The organism is Acinetobacter sp. CY05 (assembly GCF_059515805.1).
On the sequence record NZ_JCAKMW010000011.1, the window covers coordinates 59,971 to 83,362 of the forward strand.

Here is a 23,392-nt window from a genome sequence, read left to right on the forward strand (position 1 = left end):
TTCCTGCCTTAGTAAATTTTGTCATAGCCTTGTGGGCGGGTTTTAAAACGACGATGGAACCACATATATTGGGTGGGTGCGATGCGTAACTGCGCTTCAATGATTTGATTGGTACGCGTGGCATCGGCAAGTTCATCTTGGCTTGGGAAGTGGTCGAGTGCGGGCTCAATCATAATGTGATATTTGGGATCTTTAATATCACCATGACGATAGAAATACAAAGGAATTGCGGCAGCTTTGGTCATTTTGAGTAAACGACGATGTGCGGTTACGGTTGCCGCAGACACGCCAAAGAATGGCGCCATCACGCCTTGTTTTAAGCCAAAATCTTGATCTGGACTGTACCAAATTGGACGGCCATTTTTTAAATGACGGATTAAACCCCGCATATCATCATGGTCAATTTGGTTTTGATAAATGGTGTGTCGGCAGCGATAAATCAGCATATCGAGGAGTGGATTATTTTGCGGACGATAGACGACATCGGGATCAAAGAACTGCGCGCAGGCATAACCACCAGCATCTAGCAAAGTGGAATGTGTACCTAACAGTAGAATACCTTGACCTTGGGCTTGCGCATGTTGAATATGCTCTAAACCTTCAATTGTCACCCGACCTTGAAACCATTTTGGCGTATACCATGCATTAAGGGTTTCAAAAATCCCCAGCATTTGGTCAATAAACACCTGGCGCGCGTTGTCTTGTAATTGTTGCGCTGACCATTCTGGGAAACAGACTTCTAAGTTGCGCAGGGTGGTTTTACGCCGTGATTTTAATTTTTTAAAAGCAAAACGACCCAAAATATGTGCCAGACGTTGTTGTATGGCCCACGGTAACATGGCCAACAGCATCAACAACACAATACCCAGCCATATGCCCCAATATTTAGGCAACAGGAATGACCACTCAAATTTACCGGGCTGATAGGTGCGTTTTTGACTCATAACAACTGAATTAAAGCAAATGAGCGCAGCAGTTTAGCACGAAGCACAAATGAAAGCGCAACTTGCCCCAAACACCACGTTGCTAGAAATTGGTGCAATTATTGCTTAAGCAAGCCACTGCGGAAATTCTTTGTCATTTGAGGGGATCATGAATCAAGCCTTAGTAACGCCCAAAGCAAATGCCACGCAATATTGGTTTGCTAGACTGGAGCTTGACTTTGTTGCTGCGCAAAATTGCACCATTTTAAAGCACAGAAAACATACAGGTCCTGTTCGAGTGCAAAAAATGCTATGGCCAGAAAAAACCGGTGTTTGCCATGCCATTATTGTGCATCCACCTGCGGGGATTGCGGGGGGAGATCATTTAAGCTTTCACATGCAGGCCAGCCAAGCTGCCCATGCCTTAGTGACGACACCGGGGGCAGGCAAATGGTATAAAACCAATCAAAAACAAGCCTTTCAACATATTGAAATTACAGTGAAAGACTCCGCTATTTTTGAATGGCTGCCGCAAGAAACCATGCTCTTTAATGGTGCATGTGCCAATTCATCCACCAAAGTTATGCTCGATCAAAGTGCAAGTTTTATGGGGTGGGATATGTTGGTGCTGGGTCGTCAAGCTTGTGCTGAGCAATTTAGTCAAGGGAGCTACCAAAGCAGCTTGCAGTTGTATCGGGATGACAGATTATTAGTCACCGATCGTTTAAATTTTAGTGGTAATGACCGCTTTTTAAGCTCCTGTTTAGGCATGCATGGTCAGGCAGTGATGGGCAGCTTATGGGCTGTCGCTCCACCAGCACAGCGCAATAGCACAACTTTAGAGGCTCAAATTGATCAAATCCGTGAATTAATGATGCGTATGCAAGTTAATGTGCGCCTAACACTGCTTGATGATGTGATTACAGCGCGTTATTTGGGCAACGATGTGCGTCATTGTCATGATGCCTTTGCCGCGATTCGAGCCAAGTTACGCCGCTATTGGTTTGATCTAGATGAAGAATTTCCAAGAATTTGGCGCACTTAATTTTACTCTTATGCCTTGCAAAGCAGTGCTTCTTATCTCCCAAAAGGAGAAGGCATTTTTACATAGGTGTAAATTTCCCTCTCCTATAAGGAGAAGACTAGGGGCAGCTTTCTATAACGTGCACACATTTTGCATAACACACCAAGAAAATATTTAGGAAAGCAACATGGAACTTAATCCTACTGAAAAAGACAAAATGTTGATCTTTACTGCGGGTTTAGTCGCAGAGCGTCGTAAAGCGCGGGGTTTAAAACTCAATTATCCAGAAGCGATTGCATTTATTTCGGCAGCGCTATTAGAGGGCGCACGGGATGGTATGAGCGTAAGTGAGCTTATGCATTACGGCACCACTTTATTAAGTCGTGATGATGTCATGGATGGCATCCCTGAAATGATTGCTGAAGTTCAAGTTGAAGCCACTTTTCCAGATGGTTCTAAGCTTGTCACTGTGCATCAACCGATTGTTTAGGAGCTGGCTATGATTCCGGGAGAAGTCATTACTTTAAACCAAGACATTGAAATGAATGTGGGTCGTGAAACCTTAAAAATGCGTGTGGCTAATGCAGGCGATCGTCCTATTCAAGTCGGTTCACATTTTCATTTTGCTGAGGCCAATGACGCGTTGCAATTTGACCGCGAACAAGCGCGAGGTTATCGCCTGAATATCGCAGCAGGAACAGCGGTACGTTTTGAGCCGGGACAAAGCCGCGATATTGAATTGGTGGCACTGAGTGGCAAACGTGAAGTGTATGGCTTTGCGGGTCGTGTAATGGGTAAGTTGGATTAAGGAAAACAAGATGAAAATGTCACGCCGTGCTTATGCGGAAATGTTTGGCCCCACCGTAGGCGACCGCGTTCGTTTAGCCGATACCGAGCTATTTATTGAAGTCGAACAAGACCTGACCACCTATGGTGAAGAAGTTAAATTTGGTGGCGGTAAAGTCATTCGTGATGGGATGGGGCAGTCACAACTGTTGGCTGAAGACGTTGCCGATACCGTGATTACCAATGCTTTAATTGTGGATTGGTGGGGCATTATTAAAGCCGACGTGGGTTTAAAAAATGGCCGAATTTGGAAAATTGGTAAAGCCGGAAATCCAGATATTCAGCCTAATATTACGATTCCTCTTGGTGCGGCAACTGAAGTAATTGCGGGCGAAGGGCAGATTTTAACGGCAGGTGGCGTTGATACCCATATTCATTGGATTTGTCCACAGCAAGTGGAAACGGCACTGATGTCAGGCGTGACCACCATGATTGGCGGTGGTACAGGCCCTGCAGCAGGCACATCAGCAACCACAGTGACGCCCGGCCCATGGCATATTGCCACCATGCTACAAGCCATTGATGATTTGCCGATAAATATTGGTTTACTCGGCAAAGGCAATCTTAGCCAACCTGAACCGATTGCCGAGCAAATTCGTGCAGGTGTGGTGGGTTTAAAATTACATGAAGATTGGGGTTCAACCCCTGCCGCGATTGATAACTGTTTGACTGTAGCGGATGAATTTGATGTACAGGTGGCGATTCATACCGATACCTTAAACGAAAGTGGTTTCTTAGAAGAAACCTTAGCGGCATTTAAAAACCGTACTATTCACACTTACCACACCGAAGGTGCAGGCGGTGGACATGCGCCTGATATTTTAAAAGCCATTGGTCAGCCCAATGTCTTGCCATCATCCACCAATCCAACCCGTCCGTATACCATCAACACCATTGATGAGCATTTAGATATGCTGATGGTCTGTCATCATTTAGACCCAGCGATTGCCGAAGATATTGCCTTTGCGGAAAGTCGGATTCGCCGTGAAACCATTGCTGCGGAAGATATTTTGCAGGATTTAGGTGCGATTGCCATGATGTCATCCGATTCACAAGCCATGGGGCGTGTGGGTGAAGTGGTGATTCGTACATGGCAAACCGCGCATAAAATGAAAGTGCAACGCGGCGCTTTGGAGGGCGATACTGCGCATCGTGATAATGAACGCGTCAAGCGTTATATTGCCAAATATACGATTAACCCTGCCATTACCCATGGTTTAAGTCATGAAATTGGCTCAATTGAAGAAGGTAAACTTGCCGATTTAGTGCTATGGAAGCCAGCCTTTTTTGGGGTTAAACCCTCAATGATTATTAAAGGTGGAATGATTGCAGCTGCGCCAATGGGTGATATTAATGCGTCTATTCCAACCCCGCAGCCTGTGCATTATCGGCCGATGTTTGGTGCCAATGCGCGTGGTGTACATAACACCTGTATTACCTTTTTGTCGCAAGTGGCGATTGATGCAGGGGTGCATAAAACTTTAGGTTTAAACAAGCTGATTAGTCCATGTAAAGGTACGCGTAATATTTCTAAAGCGGATATGAAGCACAATACTTATTGTCCTGTGATGGAAGTCGATCCTGAGATTTATGAGGTTCGGGCAGATGGCAAGTTGTTGACCTGTGAACCTGCGGACGTGTTGCCAATGGCGCAGAGGTATTTTTTGTTTTGATTATTGATAGGTGTATTTGTCACGTTAATTTCACCTAAAAAATCTATTGCTTTTATAATTTTATTGGTTTGATATGATTATTTTTTCTATTTTTTTAACTGAAATATCAACTATTTATATAGTTGAGTTTTTGTTAAAAAATAAAATATTTACTAAGTTGAGATTATAGTTGTAATAAGCTGGATTTAATTTAGGTGGTTAACATGAGAATAAATTATTTATTCACTATAGTTTTGTCTTGTATTGGTTTATTTAGTACAACATCATCTAAAGCCGAAATTTCAGCAGAGGCTCTAAATACAATTTCAAAGTTTGCTAACGATTTATGTAAGGATAAAGATATAGTATTTACTGGATCTACTTCAGAAGTGGCTTTGAGTGGAAATGCAAAAGCATCTCTTAATAAAGTATTAAAACAAGTTTTGGATTTAGGTGTTGAGGGAGCTGCAAAATACGAGAAGGCTGAATATAAAGGCCTTCTTCAAAAGGATCTTGCTGATATTGTTCAAAGAAGTGACAATTGTAGATTAGAAGTATGGAGAGATTTAAAAGATAAACTTGAGACATCTGCTAAAGTTTCATCATATACGGTAAGAGCTAAAACATTTCCTGTTATTGTAGGTAGTGTTTCTGGTGTTAGCTTAGATTTGTATATTAATGATAAATTTATATCAAATGTGACTAATTTCCCTACAAATAAGACTTATATGATAGGTAAGCTAAAAGAGGGATCTCATTCATTTAGATTTGATAATGTGAAAGGTTATTTTGTTTACCCAAATGGACAAGTCCAACAAGTAGTCCCTCACTTAAATCTAGATTGTGGAGGCTCATTTTCAGTAACACATTCTCAAGATTTACAGATGAGAATGATTTTTGATCAGTTTGGTAATACAGATTGCGATCTTAAATAGCTGCACCAATAAAACCCATAATTGGCATAAAAAATGCTTACTTTTGAAGCAAAAATAACAGTGCTTTAGCCACTTTGGCTAAAGCCTGCTTTGCAACAAAAAGGAACAGCATGAAGGTCTATACACAAAGAATCGAAAGCATTGCAGAGGGCACACGCTTCGACACGCTGCAACTCACATTTGATACCCGCCAAAAAAGCCGCTTCCGCGCTACCTTAAATAATGGCACAGACATTGGTGCAGACTTACCACGTACCGGTATTTTGCGTAGTGGCGCATTTATTGCCACACAACAAGGCGATATTTTACGTATCGATGCTAAACCTGAGCGTTTAATGCAAGTCGTGGCAAAAACTGATTTTGATTTACTCAAAGCTGCTTATCACTTAGGTAATCGTCACGTTCCACTGATGCTTACCCCAAGCGCTTTATATTTTGAACCCGATCATGTACTGGCTGAAATGGTTGAAGGTTTAGGTTTAACCGTTAAGGAAGTCGAGCATCCATTTGAACCCGAAAGTGGTGCCTATGCTCAGCATGCGCATGAACATCGTCTAAGCCCAATTAAAGCCATTCACCATGCCCATCACTAATGCCGCGCAATTGCTCAAACTACTCACTTTATCCTCTACGGCATTGCCTGTGGGTGCCTATTGCTATTCGCAAGGGGTAGAAAGCGCGATTGATCAGAGTCTGATTTTTGATGAAGCATCCAGCATTGCTTATTTTGAAGAAGTGCTTGAAATGCTGTTGCTGCGCTTTGAGTTACCGATTTTAAAACGCTTAATGCAAAGCTATGAGCAAAAAGATGAATTTCAATATTGGGCAGATGTCTACCGTGCCAGCCGTGAAAGTAAAGAGCTGTTAGCAGAATCGAAACAACTGGCATTTTCTTTAAATGCATGGATTAGAGATGTGATTAAGCTGCCTGTGGTAGTGAAAAAGCAATATGGTTTTGTGCCTGTTTATGCAGAGCTTTGCGGACGTTTACAGTTAAATCCAGCCGATGTCTTAACCGCCTATACCTTTACTGTACTTGAAAATCAGGTTTTGGGTGCAGTGAAAACGGTACCACTGGGGCAAATGAGTGGGCAGCGGATTCTATGGCATTTACATGCCTTAGTGCCTGATGTGGTTGAGCGTGCTTTACAGCGAAAAGATGAAGAATTAAGTAGCGCTTTACCCAGTTATGCCATGCTGAGTATGGCACATGAAACCCAGTATTCACGCTTATTCCGTTCCTAAAGTCATACTTGGCTAAAGGAAGATTTTTAAAAATTTAAATCAAGCTCTCTAACAGTCTTGCAAGAGGACAGGGAAGAAAAGTTCCCGCTCTCTACAAGAGAGAATTAGAGAAAGTAAAAAGGAAAATTAACATGACAGAACGTTCTCCACTTCGCGTTGGTATTGGTGGTCCAGTGGGTTCAGGCAAAACAGCATTGACTTTAAATTTATGTCAGGCTTTACGTGAAAAATACAATATGGCGGTGGTGACCAATGACATTTATACCAAAGAGGATTCCAACTTTTTAACCCGTAACGAAGCCATGAGCCCAGAACGGATCGTAGGTGTAGAAACAGGTGGTTGTCCGCATACCGCGATTCGTGAAGATGCTTCAATTAACTTAGCAGCCATTGATGATTTATGTGAAAAGTTTGATGGTTTAGAATTAATTATTATTGAAAGTGGTGGTGATAACTTAGCAGCAACGTTTAGCCCAGAACTGTCTGACTTAACCTTGTATGTGATTGATGTAGCCGGTGGCGAGAAAATTCCACGTAAAGGTGGGCCAGGGATTACCAAGTCAGATTTATTGATTATCAATAAAACGGATTTAGCACCGATGGTAGGTGCTAATTTATCTGTCATGGATCAAGATGCCAAACGTATGCGTGGCGATAAACCCTTTTTATTTTCCAATATGAAAACCCAAGATGGTCTCAATCAGATTATTGAATTTATTGAAAAACAAGGTTTGTTTAAATCTTAAGGTGTCAAAATAGCCAAAAAAACGCCGCATTCAGCGGCGTTTTTTCATTGGGCTTATTTGGTCATATTGTCCAATTCTTCCCAACGTTCTAATTTTTCAAGCAACAAATCATCAATTTCGCTTAAACGTTGTGAAGCTTTGGTTGCAGCATCTATATCACTCACAAACCAAGAGCCATCGGCCAGTTTTGCCGAAAGTTCAGCTTGTTCTGCTTCAAGTGCCGCCATTTCAATCGGCAGTTGATCAAGCTCACGCTGTTCTTTGTAGCTGAGTTTTTTCTTTGGTGTTTGTACTGCGGCAGCAGCTTCCACTTTGGCTTGGGCTTTTTTGGCAGCTGCTTTCGCTGCTAAAACAGCGGGGTCTGGGCGCTGTTGTAAGTAATCTTGGTAACCACCGATGTATTCATCAATGTTGCCTTTACCATCAAATACCCAAGTCGAAGTCACCACGTTGTCCATAAAGGCACGGTCATGCGAAATTAACAGCAATGTGCCTTTATAATCTGCGAGCATTTCTTCGAGTAGCTCAAGCGTCACCATGTCCAAGTCGTTAGTTGGCTCATCCATCACAATCAGGTTAGATGGTTTAAGCAATAACTTGGCCAATAAAATACGGTTACGTTCACCACCTGATAATGCTTTAACAGGGGTACGCGCACGTTCTGGGCTAAACAAGAAATCTTGTAAATAGCTATAGATATGACGACGGTGACCATTCACATCGACATGATCTGAACCTTCAGATACGTTATCTTTAACTGATTTTTCCAAATCTAAGGCATTACGTAATTGGTCAAAGTAGGCCACTTCTAATTGGGTACCAGTTTTGACTGTACCTGTATGGGCAATTTCACCCAAAATCGCTTTAATGAGTGTGGTTTTACCAACACCATTATCACCCACTAAGCCAATACGGTCACCACGCAATACCAGCGCAGAGAAGTTATTGATAATCGGCTCTTGATTGCCAAATTGAACGCTTAGATTTTCAACTTCAAAGACCACTTTGCCTGAACGCTGTGCATCTTGGGTGGCCATCGCCACTTTGCCTTGTTGGAAGCGACGTGCTTTAGATTCTTCACGTAATGCTTTTAAGGCACGAACACGACCTTCGTTACGGGTACGACGTGCTTTAATACCTTGGCGAATCCAGACTTCTTCTTCAGCGAGTTTTTTCTCAAATAAAGCGTTTTGCTTTTCTTCCGCTTCCATTTGCTGCGCTTTAAGCTCTAAGTAACGTGAATAGTTACCTTCATAGCTACGTAAAGTACCACGATCCAGCTCAACAATACGCGTTGCGACATTGTCGACAAATGAACGGTCATGCGAGATAAATAATAAAGTCAGATTATTTTGATCGAGTAAAAATTTTTCTAACCATTCAATGCTTTCCACATCTAAATGGTTAGTGGGTTCATCGAGTAACAACACATCGGGTTGGGTTAACAAAGCGCGTGCCAATAGTACACGGCGTTTACGTCCGCCAGATAAATCGCTTAAATCAGCTTCTGGGTCTAAGCCCATCTTGCTTAAAATTGAGTTCACTTTAGTTTCAAGTGCCCAGCCATCGAGCTGATCCATTTGATGTTGCAAGTGACCCATACGGTCGCAAGCATCCATATCACCGAGTACGCAAGATTCACTTGCCGCATGATAGTCACGTAACACTTGTGCTGCTTCACCTGCACCATCGGCTACAATATCTGCCACACGACCCGAATCCATCGGTACATCTTGAGCCAGCATGGCAATGGTAATCCCATTTTGCAGTGAAACTTCACCGTTATCGGGTAATAAACTTCCCTCAATCAGCTTGAGTAAAGTAGACTTACCCTCACCGTTACGGCCAATCAAACACACTCTTTCGCCGCGTTCTAAACTGAAATTTGCGCCGTCGAGCAAGGCAGGTCCACCAAACGCAAGTTGGACATCCCTTAAAGTAATATAGGCCATAATGTTTCCTGAAATCCCAAACGAGGACTTTAAATGACTAAACAACAAAATCTACATGATCAAGCGTCATTGTCCGCACCCATTGAAGATTTGCAAGTGCGAATTGCATTTTTAGACGATTTAGTTGATCAACTCAATGACCAAGTGGCACGTCAGGCGCTGGAAATTGCTGATTTAAAAAAACAAATGCAACTTTTGTACCGTCGCATCGAATCTGCTGATTTGTCCGAGGGAATTGCCGCTTTTGATCCGATGACCAACCGCCCACCACATTACTAAGGCATTGTTCGCTTTAGATCCTTGGCTCTGAAGAGGGTGATCAAGTCGCAGATTTTATTTGACCTTTGTTTCGCTTATGGTTGTAATGCTTTAGTTTACTGATCACCCTAATTCGCTATGTCTGATAAAGCTGTTTTACTTGACCTTGAAAATAAAACTCCAACGCTACAACTGCTGCGCGAAGTGATACATCACTATCCTGTGGTGTATATCTTTAATGCCACTGGAAAATTTGAGTTTGCTTTAGAAGATCTCACTGAGTTTGCAGGATGGGTCACGAGTGGGCAAGTTGTGGTGTTAGATTGCGTGAAAGCTGAATATAAAGAATATCAATATGCCATGCTGGTGGGGCAATTGATGGCGTTATTGCCACCTGAGACACATATCGAAATTATTTCTGCCATGGATTCAAGTGTGGCATTACTGGAATTATTACAAAGCTCTAATATCAGCGCACATCTGATTCAAGTGCAACAGGCTGAAGCGCATCATTCACATAGTGCTCAATTTAGCTTACCTAGCGTGACTAAAATTAAACAGCACCCGCAATTGCAATTGGTTAAACAGTATTGTGATGCTTTAGCTAAAATGACAGGTAAGCCTAACACCATTGAAAAACTTAAAAATTCTTTGGTAAATGTATTACAAATTGTACCTGAAAAGGCCAATAGCTTAGTGGGTATGTTAATTAATTTAAAATTAGTCAAACGCTATGATGACCAGATTAATTTTCGTAAAAAAGTCTTAAAACAGTGGGTGCAATTAAATTTAAGTCAAGATCAAACCACCATTCCTCAAGCGGCGAGCTTAGATGCAGCCATTGAGCACTTAGAGGGTTCAGCATCAGAGCAACAGCCAGTGCTGCCACCAGACAGCAGCAATATTCAAACTGCACAGCAAGCGCTATTTAAAAACTTTGCCAAGATTGATCCGGTACAGCTTGAAGTTGCGCGTCGCTTACGTGATTTAAAAGATCAAAAACCAAAAGATATTTACGCCTTACGTGATTTACTGGAACAAATGTTCCCTAAAGCGGACATTCGTTTATTGCTCAAAGAATTAATTGAAAAAGGTTACATTTACTGGAATGGACACGAAGTGGTCTATAGCCATGAAATGTTTTTAAATTAAAGTCTTTTTGACAATTAAAACCAAGTAAATAGGGGCTGCTCGAGTGCTTAAAGTGCGGCTTATGCATTAAATTCGACTTAGCCACTTGCCTTTTCTATTCGGCTTATGCAACTCTAATAATAGAACATAAAGGTTGAGCTATGGATAACGTTGGAATTTGGGTTGCCGTTTTTATTGTGGTGTTTGTTGTAGGCTCAATTTTTGGTCTACGCGTAAGCCCTCGAGAAAAAGCCTTAGGTCATATGCGCGAAAAAGCCCGCAATATGGGATTACATCCGCGACTTGTTGCAGCGCCAGATTGGACACATGTGCCCATGGCGACAGAAAACCGTGCCAGTATGGTGGCCTATTATAGTGTTTTGATTCCAGATGCACGCTTACATTTAATGCGAGCACGTGTGGTTGATCACAAGCTTGTTGTGGTGCAAGGTGATCAAAAATTCCAAGGCTTAGAGGTTGCATTAAAGGGCATTTATGCTATTGATATGCAGGCCAACTGTGTAGGACTCTATTGGGACGAAGAATCAGACCTTAAAGCAACACAACTTGAAGATATCAAAGCTTTGCTTGAATCTTTGGCTCAACTTTAACTTTTAATATTTCAGTAACGACGGTTTAATTATGGCGAACGCTCCTCGATCCACATCCAAAAGCACGACAGCAAATCCTGATGCTGCGAAAAAGCGTGCATTAGTGATTGTGGAGTCGCCTGCAAAAGCGAAAACAATCAATAAATACTTAGGCTCAAACTACATCGTGAAATCATCTGTAGGTCATGTACGTGACTTACCGACCAGCGGTGGTGCCAAAACAACAGAAAAAAAACCAGCAACACGTACTAAGTTGAGTGAAGAAGACAAAGCACTCAAAGCACAAAATGCTTTAATTAAGCGTATGGGCGTAGACCCTGAGCATGATTGGCAAGCACAGTACCAAGTCTTGCCGGGTAAAGAAAATGTGGTGGCAGAACTTAAAAAATTAGCTGCCGATGTAGATGAAGTCTACCTCGCAACGGATATGGACCGTGAAGGGGAAGCAATTGCATGGCATTTAAAAGAAGTGATTGGTGGCGATGAATCACGTTATCAACGTGTGGTGTTTAATGAAATTACCAAAAATGCCATTCAAGAAGCCTTTAAGCATCCTGCACGTTTAGACATTAATAAAGTCAATGCACAGCAAGCACGTCGTTTCTTAGACCGTGTGGTGGGCTTTATGATCTCGCCACTGTTATGGGAGAAAATTGCCCGTGGTTTATCGGCAGGTCGGGTGCAATCGGTTGCAGTTAAACTGGTGGTAGAACGCGAACGTGAAATTCGTGCTTTTGTTCCAGAAGAATATTGGCAAGTCTTTGCAGACACTAAAGCCGAAAATGACCAGATTCGTTTAGAAGCGGTCAAGCATCATGGCAAAACCTTAAAGCTACGTAATCAAGCAGACACAGAACAGCTGTTAAAGCTGATTGAAAATGCTGAATATAAAGTGACTAGCCGTGAAGATAAACCGACTAAGGTGAATCCAAGCGCACCTTATATCACCTCAACGCTACAACAAGCTGCCAGTACCCGTTTAGGCTTTTCTGTAAAGAAAACTATGATGTTGGCACAGCGTTTATATGAAGGTGGTTTTATCACTTATATGCGTACCGACTCGACGTTCTTAAGTGATGATGCTGTGAGCATGGTACGTGGTCATATCGAAACTGAATATGGCAATCAATACTTGCCAGAGCAGCCAAATCGTTATGGCAACAAAGCCGGTGCACAAGAAGCGCATGAAGCAATTCGTCCATCCAATGTAGCACTTAAAGGCGATAGCCTTGCTGGTGTTGAGCGTGATGCACAGCGTTTATATGACTTGATTTGGCGTCAGTTTGTATCTTGCCAAATGACAGCAGCACAATATTTATCATCAACGATTTTAGTGGATGCCAATGGGGTAGAACTTAAAGCCAAAGGCCGTACACTGGTATTTGATGGTTTTACCAAAGTACGCGGCGCGAATAAAGCTGACGACGATATTTTATTGCCTGCGGTGAAAGTAGGTGAAGTATTAAAGTTAGAGAAACTTGATCCTTCACAACACTTTACTAAGCCGCCAGCACGTTTCACCGAAGCGTCATTGGTCAAAGAATTAGAAAAACGTGGTATTGGTCGTCCATCAACCTATGCAGCGATTATTTCAACCATTCAAGATCGTGGTTATGTGAAGCTCGATAACCGTCGTTTATTTGCTGAAAAAATGGGTGAAATTGTTACCGATCGCTTAGACGAAAACTTTAACAACCTGATGAATTACGCTTTTACTGCAGATTTAGAAGGTCAGTTAGATAAAGTCGCCGATGGTGAGCAAAACTGGAAAGATCTACTCAATCAATTCTATGGTGACTTTAAACAGCGTTTAGGTAAAGCCCAAGGCGAAGATGGCATGCGTCGTAATTTGCCAGTGGAAGTGGATGCGGTGCATTGTAAAGAATGTGAACGTCCTATGCAGATTCGTACTGGTACGACGGGCGTATTCTTAGGCTGCTCAGGCTATAACTTACCGCCTAAAGAACGTTGTAAAGGCACGTTAAACTTAACGCCTGTAGAGTCACTTGCAGCACTGTCGGATGATGAAGCGGCAGAAACCGCGGACTTACTGTCTAAAAAGCGCTGCCCAATATGTGCAACTGCTATGGACAGTTATGTGGTGGACGGTGGTCGTAAGTTACATATTTGCGGTAACAACCCAGACTGTAGCGGTTTTGAGCTTGAAGAAGGCGAGTTCAAAATTAAAGGCTACGATGGCCCAACCATTCCTTGCGACAAATGTGATGGCGAAATGCAGCTTAAAACGGGTCGTTTTGGACCGTACTTTGCCTGTACCAGCTGTGACAATACCCGTAAAGTGTTAAAGAGTGGTCAGCCTGCACCGCCGCGTGTAGATCCAATTAAAATGGAACATTTACGCTCAACTAAGCATGATGACTTCTTTGTGTTACGTGATGGTGCCGCAGGTTTATTCTTGGCGGCAAGTAAGTTCCCGAAAGTACGTGAAACCCGTGCGCCAAAAGTGGCAGAAATCCGCACTGTGGCAGATCAGCTAGATCCAAAGTATCAATTTATTTTGCAAGCCCCTGATGTTGACCCTGAAGGGAATCCAACTTTAGTGAAATTTAGTCGTAAGAACCAAGCGCAATACATTGGTTCAGAAACGCCTGAAGGTAAAGCGACTAAATGGTCATTGGTTTATCAAGATGGCAAATGGGTTGAAGGCTAAACTGGATAATTTAATCGACAAATAACAAAAATGCTGACTTGAGGTCAGCATTTTTTTATACACTGTTTTGCATAATTAAAACAATTGACAGGCATTATGTGGAAAAATATCCGAATCAGTATTTTATTGCTGATTTTAATTTGGGCTGCAGTCACCACTTGGCAAGACCATCACCAAAACTGGCAACGTCCGATTTTTGTTTTATTACATCCGATTAATGCCGATGCTGACCCTAAAACCGCAGCCTATCTACAGCAGTTAAGCATGCAGGATTACCTGGAGTTATCCGCATATTTACAAGAAATGTCCAAACGTTATCGGATGCCGATCCAAGTTTATGTTCAGTTAGGCCGCCAATTACAACAGGCGCCACCTGGGGTGCCGCAAGATGCCAGTATTTGGCGCACGATGCTGTGGAGTTTAAAATTCCGTTTTTATGCATGGCAACAACAGCAAAGTGCTGATGGCTCGCCAAGCGTGACCTTATATTTAAATTATCAACAAGCTCAAGCAGGGCAGCCCTTGCCACACTCGACCGCTTTGCAAAAAGGCCGTATTGGGGTGGTACATTTATTTGCTACACCTAAACAACGTGAACAAAACCAAATTATGATTATGCACGAGTTATTGCATGCCTTTGGTGCCAGCGATAAATATAATTTGTCCACAGGTCAGCCGATTTATCCACATGGCTATGCTACACCAGAACAGCGGCCCTTATATCCGCAGGCAAAAGCAGAAATTATGGCAGTCAGTATTCCATCCTCGCCACAAAGCAAAAAAATGGCTCAAAGTCTAAAGGCCACCGTGATTCAAATGCGCACTGCCCAAGAATTGGGTTGGATCAAAGACTAAATACAATTTATGGCTGATTCACTCATTATCACTGGAGAAAGGTATGGCTACTTTTGTACTGGCCCCTGATTCTTTTAAACAAAGTATGACAGCAGTTGAGGCGTGTCAGGCCATGCAACGTGCAATTTTGGCACATGATCATAGCGCCACTTGTATTTTAGTACCGATGGCCGACGGCGGTGAAGGTACACTCGACGCCTTATTGTCTGCTGGCCAAGGGCAAAAAATTGCGTGTCAGGTACAAGGCCCTTTAGCCAGTCAAACTATCCACACTTATTTTGCCCTGCTAGATGCGGGTCAAACAGCAGTCATTGAAATGGCCAAAGCCAATGGCATAGATCTGCTTAAACCTCATCAGCGTAATCCACTGCTGACTTCTACGTATGGTACGGGGCAAATGCTGCAACAAGCACTCGATTTAGGGGTAAAGAAAGTCATTTTAGGTTTGGGCGGCAGTATCACCAATGATGGCGGCAGTGGGCTAGCACAAGCCTTAGGCGTTCAGTTTTTAGATCACAACCAACAAAACATACAGGTATGTGGCGGTAATCTAAATCAAATTGCTTATATAGATTTATCGCAACTTGATGCGCGCTTAAAACATATAGAGATTGTGATTGCCTCAGATGTGAATAATCCGCTCTGTGGAGCCAATGGCGCGTCGCATATTTTTGCCCCACAAAAAGGCGCAGATGCTGAGATGGTTAAGCAACTTGATGCCAATCTTCAACATTATGCAGCACGGGTTAAACAGGTTGTGGGTAGAGATTTTTCCAATCGTGCAGGGGCTGGTGCAGCAGGTGGTTTAGGTTTTGCCTTAATGGCATTTTGTGGGGCTAAGATGCAATCTGGCGCTGAGCTTGTGATGGAGCACACTAGTTTAGTTACCAAAATTCAGCAAGCTGATTATGTGCTCACAGGCGAGGGTAAACTGGATGGGCAAACTGCTTTAGGTAAAACCCCATTTGCTGTAGCTCAACTGGCTAAGCGCTTGAATAAACCTGTGATTGCTTTTGCAGGTTGCATCGGCGAGGGCATTGAAAGTTTATATGAGCAAGGTTTTAGCCAAATTATTGGCATTAATCCAAAACAGGTGAGCCAAATAGAAGCTATGCAAAATGCAAGTCACTATTTACAACAAGCCACGTTAGCATGGCTTAAGCAGCAAAATTAAGGCGGCTGTTTTTCTGTTAAAATAGGCAAAAACCCAATAGATGCCCAAGAATGAGTTTAGACGCCCTAATCAATGAATTGAATCCGCAGCAAAAACAGGCCGCAACCACTCAAGCACAGCATAGTTTAGTGCTCGCAGGCGCAGGCTGTGGCAAAACCAAAACCATTGTGGCGCGCGCGGCTTATCTGATTGAACAAGGCATTCCTGCCAACCAAATTCAAATTTTAACCTTTACCCGTCGTGCGGCCAGTGAAATTGTGGCGCGGGTAGAATTGGCATTAGGCGAACAAGCCAAAGGTTTACGTGCCTCAACTTTCCATACCTTTTGTATGTATTTATTGCGCCGTGTGCCCAAAGCCTTTGGTTTAGAAAATTTCACCATTATTGATCGTGATGATCAGTTGATGATGTTTCGTTTAATTCGTGGTAAAGATGATAAGAAAAATCCCAATGCTTTACCCGCGCCCAAAGATCTGTGTGACTTATATTCTTTTGCGCGTAATACACGACAAAAACTTTCACAAGTCTTAGCAGCCAATATGCCAGAATTTGAGCTGTATCACGGGCAAATTGCCGACATTATGCAAGAATATGAAAGCCGTAAACAGGCACGTCACTTTTTAGATTATGATGATATTTTGGCGATTGTCGCAGCAGCACTGGCACAATCTGAGGGTTTAGTCGATTACGTAGCAGGCTTGTGTCAGCATATGTTGGTCGATGAAATGCAAGACACCAATCCCTTACAATGGGCGTTGTTAGAACCCTTGAAAGAGCGTATTTCGCTGTTTTGTGTAGGTGATGACGCGCAATCTATTTACGGCTTCCGTGGCGCAGATTTTGAAAATATTCATCACTTTAAAGAACGTATACCCAAGGCCAAAATTTATAAATTGGAACAAAATTATCGTTCTACCCAAGAAATTTTAGATTTATCCAATTGGCTATTAGAAGGTAGCCCAATTGCTTATGACAAACGCTTAGAGGCGCATCGCGGTGATGGTATCAAGCCACAGATGCACATTTTCCCCAATGAGTTTGACGAAGCCAAATGGATTGCCATTGATATTAAAGAACGGCATTTTTTAAATGCTGCGCCATGGCGTGATCATATGGTATTGGTACGTTCTAGCTTTGCCGCACGTAGTATTGAAGCCGCCTGTATTCAAGCCAATGTACCGTATCGTTTTATTGGCGGCATGAAGCTGCTTGAAACCGCACATGTCAAAGATTTAATTAGTTTATTACGCGTAGTGGCTAATCCTATGGATGATATTGCCTGGATGCGCTTTTTAACCCTATGGCCGGGTGTTGGTGATGTTGGTGCCAGTCGTTTAGCGCAAAAGCTGTTACAAGCCACGCATATAGATCAGGTGTTTAGTGAATTAGAACGCTTTGGCAAAGTCCCTTTGCAAGCGATTTTAATTATGAAGCAAATGCAAGAACTGCGTCATGAAGTTCAACATTGCGTGACTTTAGGCATACAAGCACTGGAACAGCAGCTGAGTGACAATTACAAAAAAGATTGGCATAAACGCCAAGGTGATTTTGAGCTGGTCAAACAATTGGCAACTAAGCACAGCCAACTGAGTGAATTTTTAGAAGAATACGTATTGGATCCTGTTTCTATCTCAGAAGTTGAGCGTCAATCTGATACCGATGTAGTGACTTTAATTACCATTCATTCGGCCAAAGGCACAGAGCAAAAGGTCTGTTATGTGGCCAATGTCTCGGCAGGACAATATCCACACGCACGTGCGCAAGGCGATTTTGACGCCATTGAGGAAGAACGCCGTGTGTTATATGTGGCTTTAACCCGTGCGCAAAACGAATTAATTTTAACCAAACAAAGTTTAAGTCATTGGGCAGTGACTAAGGTTGATGAACAAGGGCGCAAGTTAGAAAGCTATTTCCTGAATGAACTCAGTCATTTGCTGTGCAATATGCACACCCATACCCGTACCCGTCAGCAAACTGTGAAAAGTGCTTTAATTGAACGCCAAGCGATTAATTTAGATTTTGGCATTGATCTCGATTAAACTAGGGCTCAGAGATACGTATTCAAAAAGTAAGCTAGGCAAATACTTTTTGATGATTTTGCCTATTGGAAGATGTAATGAAAATTTTAGTGCGTAATTTAGAACGTTCAGTGACTGATGCTGAATTACTTGATCTGTTTAAAGCATACGGTAAAGTCGATGAAACTGTGGTGGTACTGGATGCTGTAACAGGTAAATCGAAAGGTTTTGGCTTTGTTGAAATGCCAAACCCGCGTGAAGCGATTAAAGCAATTAAAGGTTTAAATACTTTAAAGGTCAAAGGCATGGGTATCCGTGTTAAGGCTGCTGAAGAGAAGCCAAAAGCAGAGTAATCCTAAAGGCGCGTGATGCGCCTTTTTTAGGCTTGCGATAAATCAGATTATCTTTAAAGAGATTAAAAAATAAACGATTTAAAATCATATTGTTACACTAAAAGAAATATTTGATTGTCAAATGAGCAAGCAGGATTTAAGTTAGAAGCGCCAAAATCAAACACATATTAAGGAAAAAGCACATGTCTCGAGTTGCTCGCTTCCATGCTGATCGAACCAATCAGAAACTTTATTTTAGCCGTTTGGCTTGCCAACAGGCAGAACAAACCGAACATGTTCAACAAGCGCAAGCACAGCGCGAAGCTGCAGTTTTTCATTTGCATGGCGCTGTACTGGCATTTTTGCAAGAACTCAGCCGCTATTACCGTTTAAATGACCCTCAACCCACTTTAAAATCCATTGAAGAACTGATGGCAGCTAAAGGGCAAGTATCACCTGAAATTAACGTATTACAAAAACTTGCTAAGGACGGTTTTATTGCTGAGTTAAAACGTGCTTATCGCTTAGCCCAATATGCGCCTGAGCCTTCTGCGCCTGAGCCAGAAAGTGAAACTTCATCTAATTTAATTATTAAAGTCACGCAAAGCCCACAAGCATGGTTACCAGATAGCAAAATTTTGCGCGAATGGCATCGTGAACTGACTGAGCTGATTGAGGGTTTTCGTAACGAAATGGTAGAATTTTAACGGTTTTACTTGTAAGTTAAAGGCTTGCCCCAATCTCAACAGTACAGTCACAGCAATGCAATTGTTGTTTTGCCACCATGTTGACCATGGAGAAACTATGTCTATTGAACAATTAAAGCAATTATTTGGTAATCAAGAAGCCATTTTAGAATTGGTTCAACTTGAAAGTGGTGAATTAGCATTGCGTAATGCTGGTTCAGAAGAGAAGCCCTTAGTCACTATTCAATTTAATGATGAAGTGAAAGCTTTACTGGGTGATCACACTGCTGTGATCGCGCAAAGCATGATTCAAGCTGCACTTTTTGGTTTATTAGAGCAGCAAATGAATGAAATGCAAGCACAAGTGGTGGATGAAAAGCCCAAATATATGAGCTAAAAAACGCGCCTTGAGGCGCGTTTTTTTAAAGTGAAATATTAATGACTTGGACTTTGATGATGCGCTAGCTCAATTTGGTTTAAAATATGATTACTCATATTGGTGGCCATTTCTTCTTTGGCATAATACACATCACCAATATTATCACGACGAATCACCTCAGCTTCTTCTTTGCTTTCAGCACATAGCAACACTTGAATCTGTGGATTTAATGTTTTGGCAATATCCACGATCTTATGAATATCAATAATATCCATAGGTGATAGCACCAACAGACGCGCATGTTGAATATGTGCTTGGATTAATACGCTCGGTTCGGTGGCAACGCCAGATACAGCTGCAATGCCTTTTTCACGTAATTTTTCCACAATTTCACGGTTTTCTTCGGCAATGACCACTTTAATATTGTTTTGCATGAGAGTTTGGGTAATACGACGCCCCACTTCACCATGACCAACTAAGACCACCTGATCGCGTAGGTAATCCTGTGAAACTTCATCAGGTAGCATGGCTAATGGGTCACCACTACGCTCTAATAAACGTGCTAGGGATGAGCGTTCACGGATCCAACGTTGTACAGGTTCAATTGCTGAGAAGATAAAACTATTTAGGGTAATGGAAATTAAAGCACCGGCTAAAATTAAGTTTTGACCCTCAAGTGACAATAAGTTTAGCGATACACCTAAGGCGGCTAAAATAAATGAAAATTCGCCAATCTGCGCGAGCGATGCACCCACAGTTAAGGCGGTATTAATCGGATAGCGGAAAAATAGCACCAAGGCCATTGCAGCGAGGGTTTTACCCACCATGATGATGGCAACAACGGCTAAAACATGTAAGGGCTGTTCGAGTAAAATACGGGGGTCAAACAGCATGCCGACTGCCACAAAGAATAAAATGGCAAAAATTTCACGCAGTGGCAGTGTTTCTTCTTCTGCGCGATGGCTAAAATCGGACTCTTTGACCACCATGCCAGCAAAGAAAGCACCCAATGCCATAGAGACACCAAAGACTTTATAGGCACCAAAGGCAATCGAAATCGCAGCTGCGACTACAGTCAAAGTAAATAACTCACGTGAGCCTAAACGTGCCACCACTTGCATAATCATCGGTACGACACGTTTACCAATAATCAGCATAAAGGCAATAAAGCCAGTAACTTTGAGTAAAGTAATGCCTAGTGTGAGCCAAATATTTTCATCACTTGCCCCTTCAACTGCCTGACCACCCAGTAATACTGCCGTAGCAGGAAGTAGCACTAAGGCCAAGACCATGACTAAATCTTCAACCAAGAGCCAACCAACGGCAATTTTACCATTGACGGATTCAAGTAAGCCACGGTCGCCTAAGGCTTTAAGCAGTACCACGGTACTGGCACAAGAAAGACTCAAGCCAAAGATCAGTGCAGCACCAAAACTCCAGCCCCACATCATGGAAACGCCAATCCCTAACAGAGTAGCGACTGCAATTTGTAAGATGGCGCCGGGCAGGGCAATGCGTTTGACTTGCATTAAATCGTTTAAAGAAAAATGCATCCCCACGCCAAACATTAAGAACATGACGCCTAATTCAGCCAATTGGTTGGCTAGGGCCAAATCACCCACGACTCCTGGGGTATTGGGGCTAATTAAAATACCAGCCACTAAATAACCAATTAAGGGGGGTAAGCGTAAACGTGCGGCAAGATAGCCAAATAGCAGTGCTAGGCCAAAGCCAACAGCAAGTAAAATAATCAGATCTACGTCATGAGGCACTAAAAACTCCTTTCAGCTGCATAGGGGTAAAAATAAAAGCATGAAAAATGCCAGAAAAATCACTAAAAGTGTAACAAGCTGAGTAAAAAAAGTGCAAAAAAAAACGACCCACAAGGAGTCGTTTTTTTGCAAGAACACTAAAATTATTTAATTTTAGCTTCTTTGAAGATTACGTGTTGACGGATTTTTGGATCAAATTTTTTGATTTCCATTTTTTCCGGCATAGTACGTTTGTTCTTAGTCGTGGTATAGAAGTAACCTGTACCAGCTGTAGAAACTAGGCGAATCTTATCACGCATTGTAAGGACTCCTTAGATCTTTTGGCCTTGAGCACGAAGATCAGCAACAACCTTTTCAATGCCCAATTTATCAATGATACGCATACCTTTAGTGGTTAAACGAAGACGTACGAAACGTTTTTCGCTTTCTAACCAGAAACGGTGGTGATGCAGGTTCGGCTCGAACCGGCGTTTAGTTTTGTTGTTGGCGTGTGAGACGTTGTTACCAACGACTGGACGCTTGCCGGTAACTTGGCAAACCTTAGACATGGTGTAACTCCAATGATTTAGCCAACAGCAAACCTGTTTGGCCAGTCAAAAATAAAGGATGAATTCATTCAAGGGGCGTTTTATACCAAAAATGCGCTTAAAAGACAAGCGATTTTCTCTGAAACAAGGCATGACCCTGTCTGATAGGTTATGCCTTAATCAGTTAACGCAGTAGCAGCTTCGAAATCAGTCTGTGAATCGGCTTATTAAAGGGCGGCAGAATGAATTTTAGGCTATACAGCTTAGGATTCGACATTACCGACCGTTCATGCGACAAACTGAAGAAACCCTCAGGACCGTGATATTTGCCCATACCTGATGCACCAACGCCACCAAAAGGTAGATCGTCCTGTGCGACATGGGTAATAACCGTATTCTGTCCAAAGTGCCCTGAATGGGTACGCTGTGCGACATAATTCGCACGTGCGCGGTTAAAGTCGAAGTAGTATAAAGCAAGTGGACGCGGACGGCTATTAATAAAGTCGATTACATCGTCAATTTGATCATATTCTAGTATTGGAAGTAGGGGACCAAAGATCTCTTCTTGCATAATTTGCATGTCTGTTGAGACATTGGTGAGCAGGGTTGGAACGATTTTTCGTGTACCCAATAAATCCTCTTTTTCTTTATAAATTTCAATGATATTAGCGCCTTTTATTTTAGCATCATCTAGACATTTTTGCAGGCGCGTATACTGTTTATCATTAATGATCGCAGTGTAGTCTTGGTTATCTTTAAAGACTGGATACATTTTGCTCACATAAGCTGTGAAGTACTGAATAAATTCCTCAGTTTTGCCTTTTGGTAAGAACATATAGTCTGGGGCAACACAGGTTTGTCCTGCATTCCAAAGTTTTCCTGCGGCAATACGCTCGGCCACATCTTGCATATGCATAGACGGATGCACCAAGACGGGTGATTTACCGCCCAACTCTAAAATAACGGGCACTAAGTTGTCAGAGGCAGCTTTCATGACAGTTTTACCCACTGCAGTTGAGCCGGTAAAAATCATTTTATCAAAGGCCAAATGACAAAAAGCATCTGAAATTGGACCACCACCATTAATCACGGACACTAAATCTTGCGGAAATGCTTCAGAGAGTGCCATTTCCAACACACGGCCAAAATGACTTGAAGCACTTGATACCTTAATCATGGCGTGATTGCCAGCCGCTAAAGCACAGATTAAAGGGCCAACCGACAGTAAAAGGGGATAATTCCACGGCGCAATAATTCCCACCACACCTAAAGGTTGATATTCGACCCAAGCTTTAGCCGGTTGATGAATCAAAGCGATACGGCGTTTGGAGGGTTTCATCCATTGATGGATATGTTTAGCGTAATATTTGATTTGCTCTAAACAGGTTAGTAGTTCGCCAATCTTGGTTTCACTAATAGAACGGTTGCCATAATCTTTGTTAATGGCATCAGCAAATTGATCTTGGTATTTAATTAAAATACGTTTTAGACGATTTAAGCGTTCAATTCGTTCATGGGCAGTTGAGAGAGGATGACGTAAATAAGCCGTCTTTTGTAAATCTAAAATATCTTGTAAATCTTGCAGATTAAAACGCTGAGCGGTCATAGAAGTTGTTTTTGTTTGACTGTTCATGACGTGATACCATAAAACGAAA

24 protein-coding genes are annotated in these 23,392 nt (G+C 42.4%); 18 read left to right on the forward strand and 6 right to left on the reverse strand.

All coding sequences use genetic code 11. From position 1 onward, the window contains the following. Positions 1-8 precede the first annotated feature (8 nt). The gene (gene lpxL / locus AC5YCD_RS09400; protein WP_496129794.1) at positions 9-944 is read right to left on the reverse strand and encodes an LpxL/LpxP family Kdo(2)-lipid IV(A) lauroyl/palmitoleoyl acyltransferase; all 936 of its coding nucleotides are present in this window, start codon (positions 942-944) and stop codon (positions 9-11) included. Positions 945-1,092: 148 nt separating this feature from the next. Between lpxL and AC5YCD_RS09405 the strand changes: the two genes are divergently transcribed. The 8 genes from AC5YCD_RS09405 (at position 1,093) to ureG (ending at position 7,371) form a co-directional block, all read left to right on the forward strand. Beyond that, complete coding sequence (locus AC5YCD_RS09405) at positions 1,093-1,968, forward strand: urease accessory protein UreD (protein WP_496129795.1); 876 nt, start codon at positions 1,093-1,095, stop codon at positions 1,966-1,968. A 166-nt stretch (positions 1,969-2,134) separates the two neighbouring features. Continuing rightward, positions 2,135-2,437, forward strand: coding sequence for an urease subunit gamma (gene ureA, locus AC5YCD_RS09410; protein ID WP_496129796.1), 303 nt, complete (start codon positions 2,135-2,137; stop codon positions 2,435-2,437). 9 nt (positions 2,438-2,446) lie between these two features. Continuing rightward, positions 2,447-2,755, forward strand: a complete 309-nt coding sequence (locus AC5YCD_RS09415; protein WP_122901019.1) for an urease subunit beta — start codon at positions 2,447-2,449, stop codon at positions 2,753-2,755. Positions 2,756-2,765: 10 nt separating this feature from the next. Beyond that, on the forward strand, positions 2,766-4,466 hold the full coding sequence (gene ureC, locus AC5YCD_RS09420; protein ID WP_496129797.1) for an urease subunit alpha: 1,701 nt from the start codon (positions 2,766-2,768) through the stop codon (positions 4,464-4,466). 203 nt (positions 4,467-4,669) lie between these two features. Further along, on the forward strand, positions 4,670-5,380 hold the full coding sequence (locus tag AC5YCD_RS09425; RefSeq protein ID WP_496129798.1) for a hypothetical protein: 711 nt from the start codon (positions 4,670-4,672) through the stop codon (positions 5,378-5,380). A 110-nt stretch (positions 5,381-5,490) separates the two neighbouring features. Next, entirely contained in the window at positions 5,491-5,973 is a 483-nt protein-coding gene (gene ureE, locus AC5YCD_RS09430) for an urease accessory protein UreE (protein WP_496129799.1), read from the forward strand. Further along, on the forward strand, positions 5,960-6,625 hold the full coding sequence (locus AC5YCD_RS09435; protein ID WP_496129800.1) for an urease accessory protein UreF: 666 nt from the start codon (positions 5,960-5,962) through the stop codon (positions 6,623-6,625). The genes ureE and AC5YCD_RS09435 overlap by 14 nt, the downstream gene beginning before the upstream one ends. Before the next feature lie 131 nt (positions 6,626-6,756). Continuing rightward, positions 6,757-7,371: an urease accessory protein UreG gene (gene ureG, locus AC5YCD_RS09440; protein ID WP_496129801.1), complete on the forward strand. Its 615-nt coding sequence runs from the start codon at positions 6,757-6,759 to the stop codon at positions 7,369-7,371. 53 nt (positions 7,372-7,424) lie between these two features. On the opposite strand, the gene AC5YCD_RS09445 is transcribed toward ureG, so the two are convergent. Continuing rightward, positions 7,425-9,323: an ATP-binding cassette domain-containing protein gene (locus tag AC5YCD_RS09445; RefSeq protein WP_496129802.1), complete on the reverse strand. Its 1,899-nt coding sequence runs from the start codon at positions 9,321-9,323 to the stop codon at positions 7,425-7,427. A 33-nt stretch (positions 9,324-9,356) separates the two neighbouring features. Here AC5YCD_RS09445 and AC5YCD_RS09450 point away from each other — a divergent pair, with 33 nt between their 5' ends. From AC5YCD_RS09450 to AC5YCD_RS09495, 10 genes are all read left to right on the forward strand, one after another. Next, positions 9,357-9,602, forward strand: a complete 246-nt coding sequence (locus AC5YCD_RS09450) for a SlyX family protein (protein WP_496129803.1) — start codon at positions 9,357-9,359, stop codon at positions 9,600-9,602. Positions 9,603-9,719: 117 nt separating this feature from the next. Next, complete coding sequence (locus AC5YCD_RS09455) at positions 9,720-10,733, forward strand: hypothetical protein (RefSeq protein ID WP_496129804.1); 1,014 nt, start codon at positions 9,720-9,722, stop codon at positions 10,731-10,733. A 140-nt stretch (positions 10,734-10,873) separates the two neighbouring features. After that, complete coding sequence (locus tag AC5YCD_RS09460) at positions 10,874-11,323, forward strand: ammonium transporter (RefSeq protein WP_496129805.1); 450 nt, start codon at positions 10,874-10,876, stop codon at positions 11,321-11,323. 31 nt (positions 11,324-11,354) lie between these two features. After that, positions 11,355-13,994 carry a type I DNA topoisomerase gene (topA, locus tag AC5YCD_RS09465; protein WP_496129806.1) on the forward strand — a complete coding sequence of 880 codons (2,640 nt, stop codon included), beginning with the start codon at positions 11,355-11,357 and terminating at the stop codon, positions 13,992-13,994. A gap of 96 nt (positions 13,995-14,090) precedes the next feature. Beyond that, positions 14,091-14,849, forward strand: a complete 759-nt coding sequence (locus tag AC5YCD_RS09470; protein WP_496129807.1) for a hypothetical protein — start codon at positions 14,091-14,093, stop codon at positions 14,847-14,849. Between the two features lie 43 nt (positions 14,850-14,892). Further along, positions 14,893-16,023: a glycerate kinase family protein gene (locus AC5YCD_RS09475; protein WP_496129808.1), complete on the forward strand. Its 1,131-nt coding sequence runs from the start codon at positions 14,893-14,895 to the stop codon at positions 16,021-16,023. 50 nt (positions 16,024-16,073) lie between these two features. Beyond that, positions 16,074-18,062: an ATP-dependent helicase gene (locus tag AC5YCD_RS09480; RefSeq protein WP_496129809.1), complete on the forward strand. Its 1,989-nt coding sequence runs from the start codon at positions 16,074-16,076 to the stop codon at positions 18,060-18,062. A 77-nt stretch (positions 18,063-18,139) separates the two neighbouring features. Next, positions 18,140-18,394, forward strand: a complete 255-nt coding sequence (locus AC5YCD_RS09485; protein ID WP_496129810.1) for an RNA recognition motif domain-containing protein — start codon at positions 18,140-18,142, stop codon at positions 18,392-18,394. 182 nt (positions 18,395-18,576) lie between these two features. Further along, positions 18,577-19,080: a DUF6586 family protein gene (locus AC5YCD_RS09490; protein ID WP_168401930.1), complete on the forward strand. Its 504-nt coding sequence runs from the start codon at positions 18,577-18,579 to the stop codon at positions 19,078-19,080. A 97-nt stretch (positions 19,081-19,177) separates the two neighbouring features. Then, positions 19,178-19,456, forward strand: a complete 279-nt coding sequence (locus AC5YCD_RS09495; RefSeq protein WP_496129811.1) for a hypothetical protein — start codon at positions 19,178-19,180, stop codon at positions 19,454-19,456. Between the two features lie 38 nt (positions 19,457-19,494). Here the strand turns inward: AC5YCD_RS09495 and AC5YCD_RS09500 are convergent, their stop codons facing one another. The 4 genes from AC5YCD_RS09500 to AC5YCD_RS09515 all read right to left on the reverse strand — a co-directional run bounded on the left by AC5YCD_RS09500 (position 19,495) and on the right by AC5YCD_RS09515 (position 23,370). Next, complete coding sequence (locus AC5YCD_RS09500) at positions 19,495-21,210, reverse strand: cation:proton antiporter (RefSeq protein ID WP_496129812.1); 1,716 nt, start codon at positions 21,208-21,210, stop codon at positions 19,495-19,497. Positions 21,211-21,353: 143 nt separating this feature from the next. Next, a complete protein-coding gene (gene rpmG / locus AC5YCD_RS09505; RefSeq protein WP_003654787.1) occupies positions 21,354-21,509 on the reverse strand; it encodes a 50S ribosomal protein L33 in 156 nt (51 codons plus the stop codon). 12 nt (positions 21,510-21,521) lie between these two features. Continuing rightward, entirely contained in the window at positions 21,522-21,758 is a 237-nt protein-coding gene (gene rpmB / locus AC5YCD_RS09510; protein WP_000048256.1) for a 50S ribosomal protein L28, read from the reverse strand. Between the two features lie 163 nt (positions 21,759-21,921). Continuing rightward, entirely contained in the window at positions 21,922-23,370 is a 1,449-nt protein-coding gene (locus tag AC5YCD_RS09515; protein ID WP_496129813.1) for a coniferyl aldehyde dehydrogenase, read from the reverse strand. Positions 23,371-23,392 lie beyond the last annotated feature (22 nt).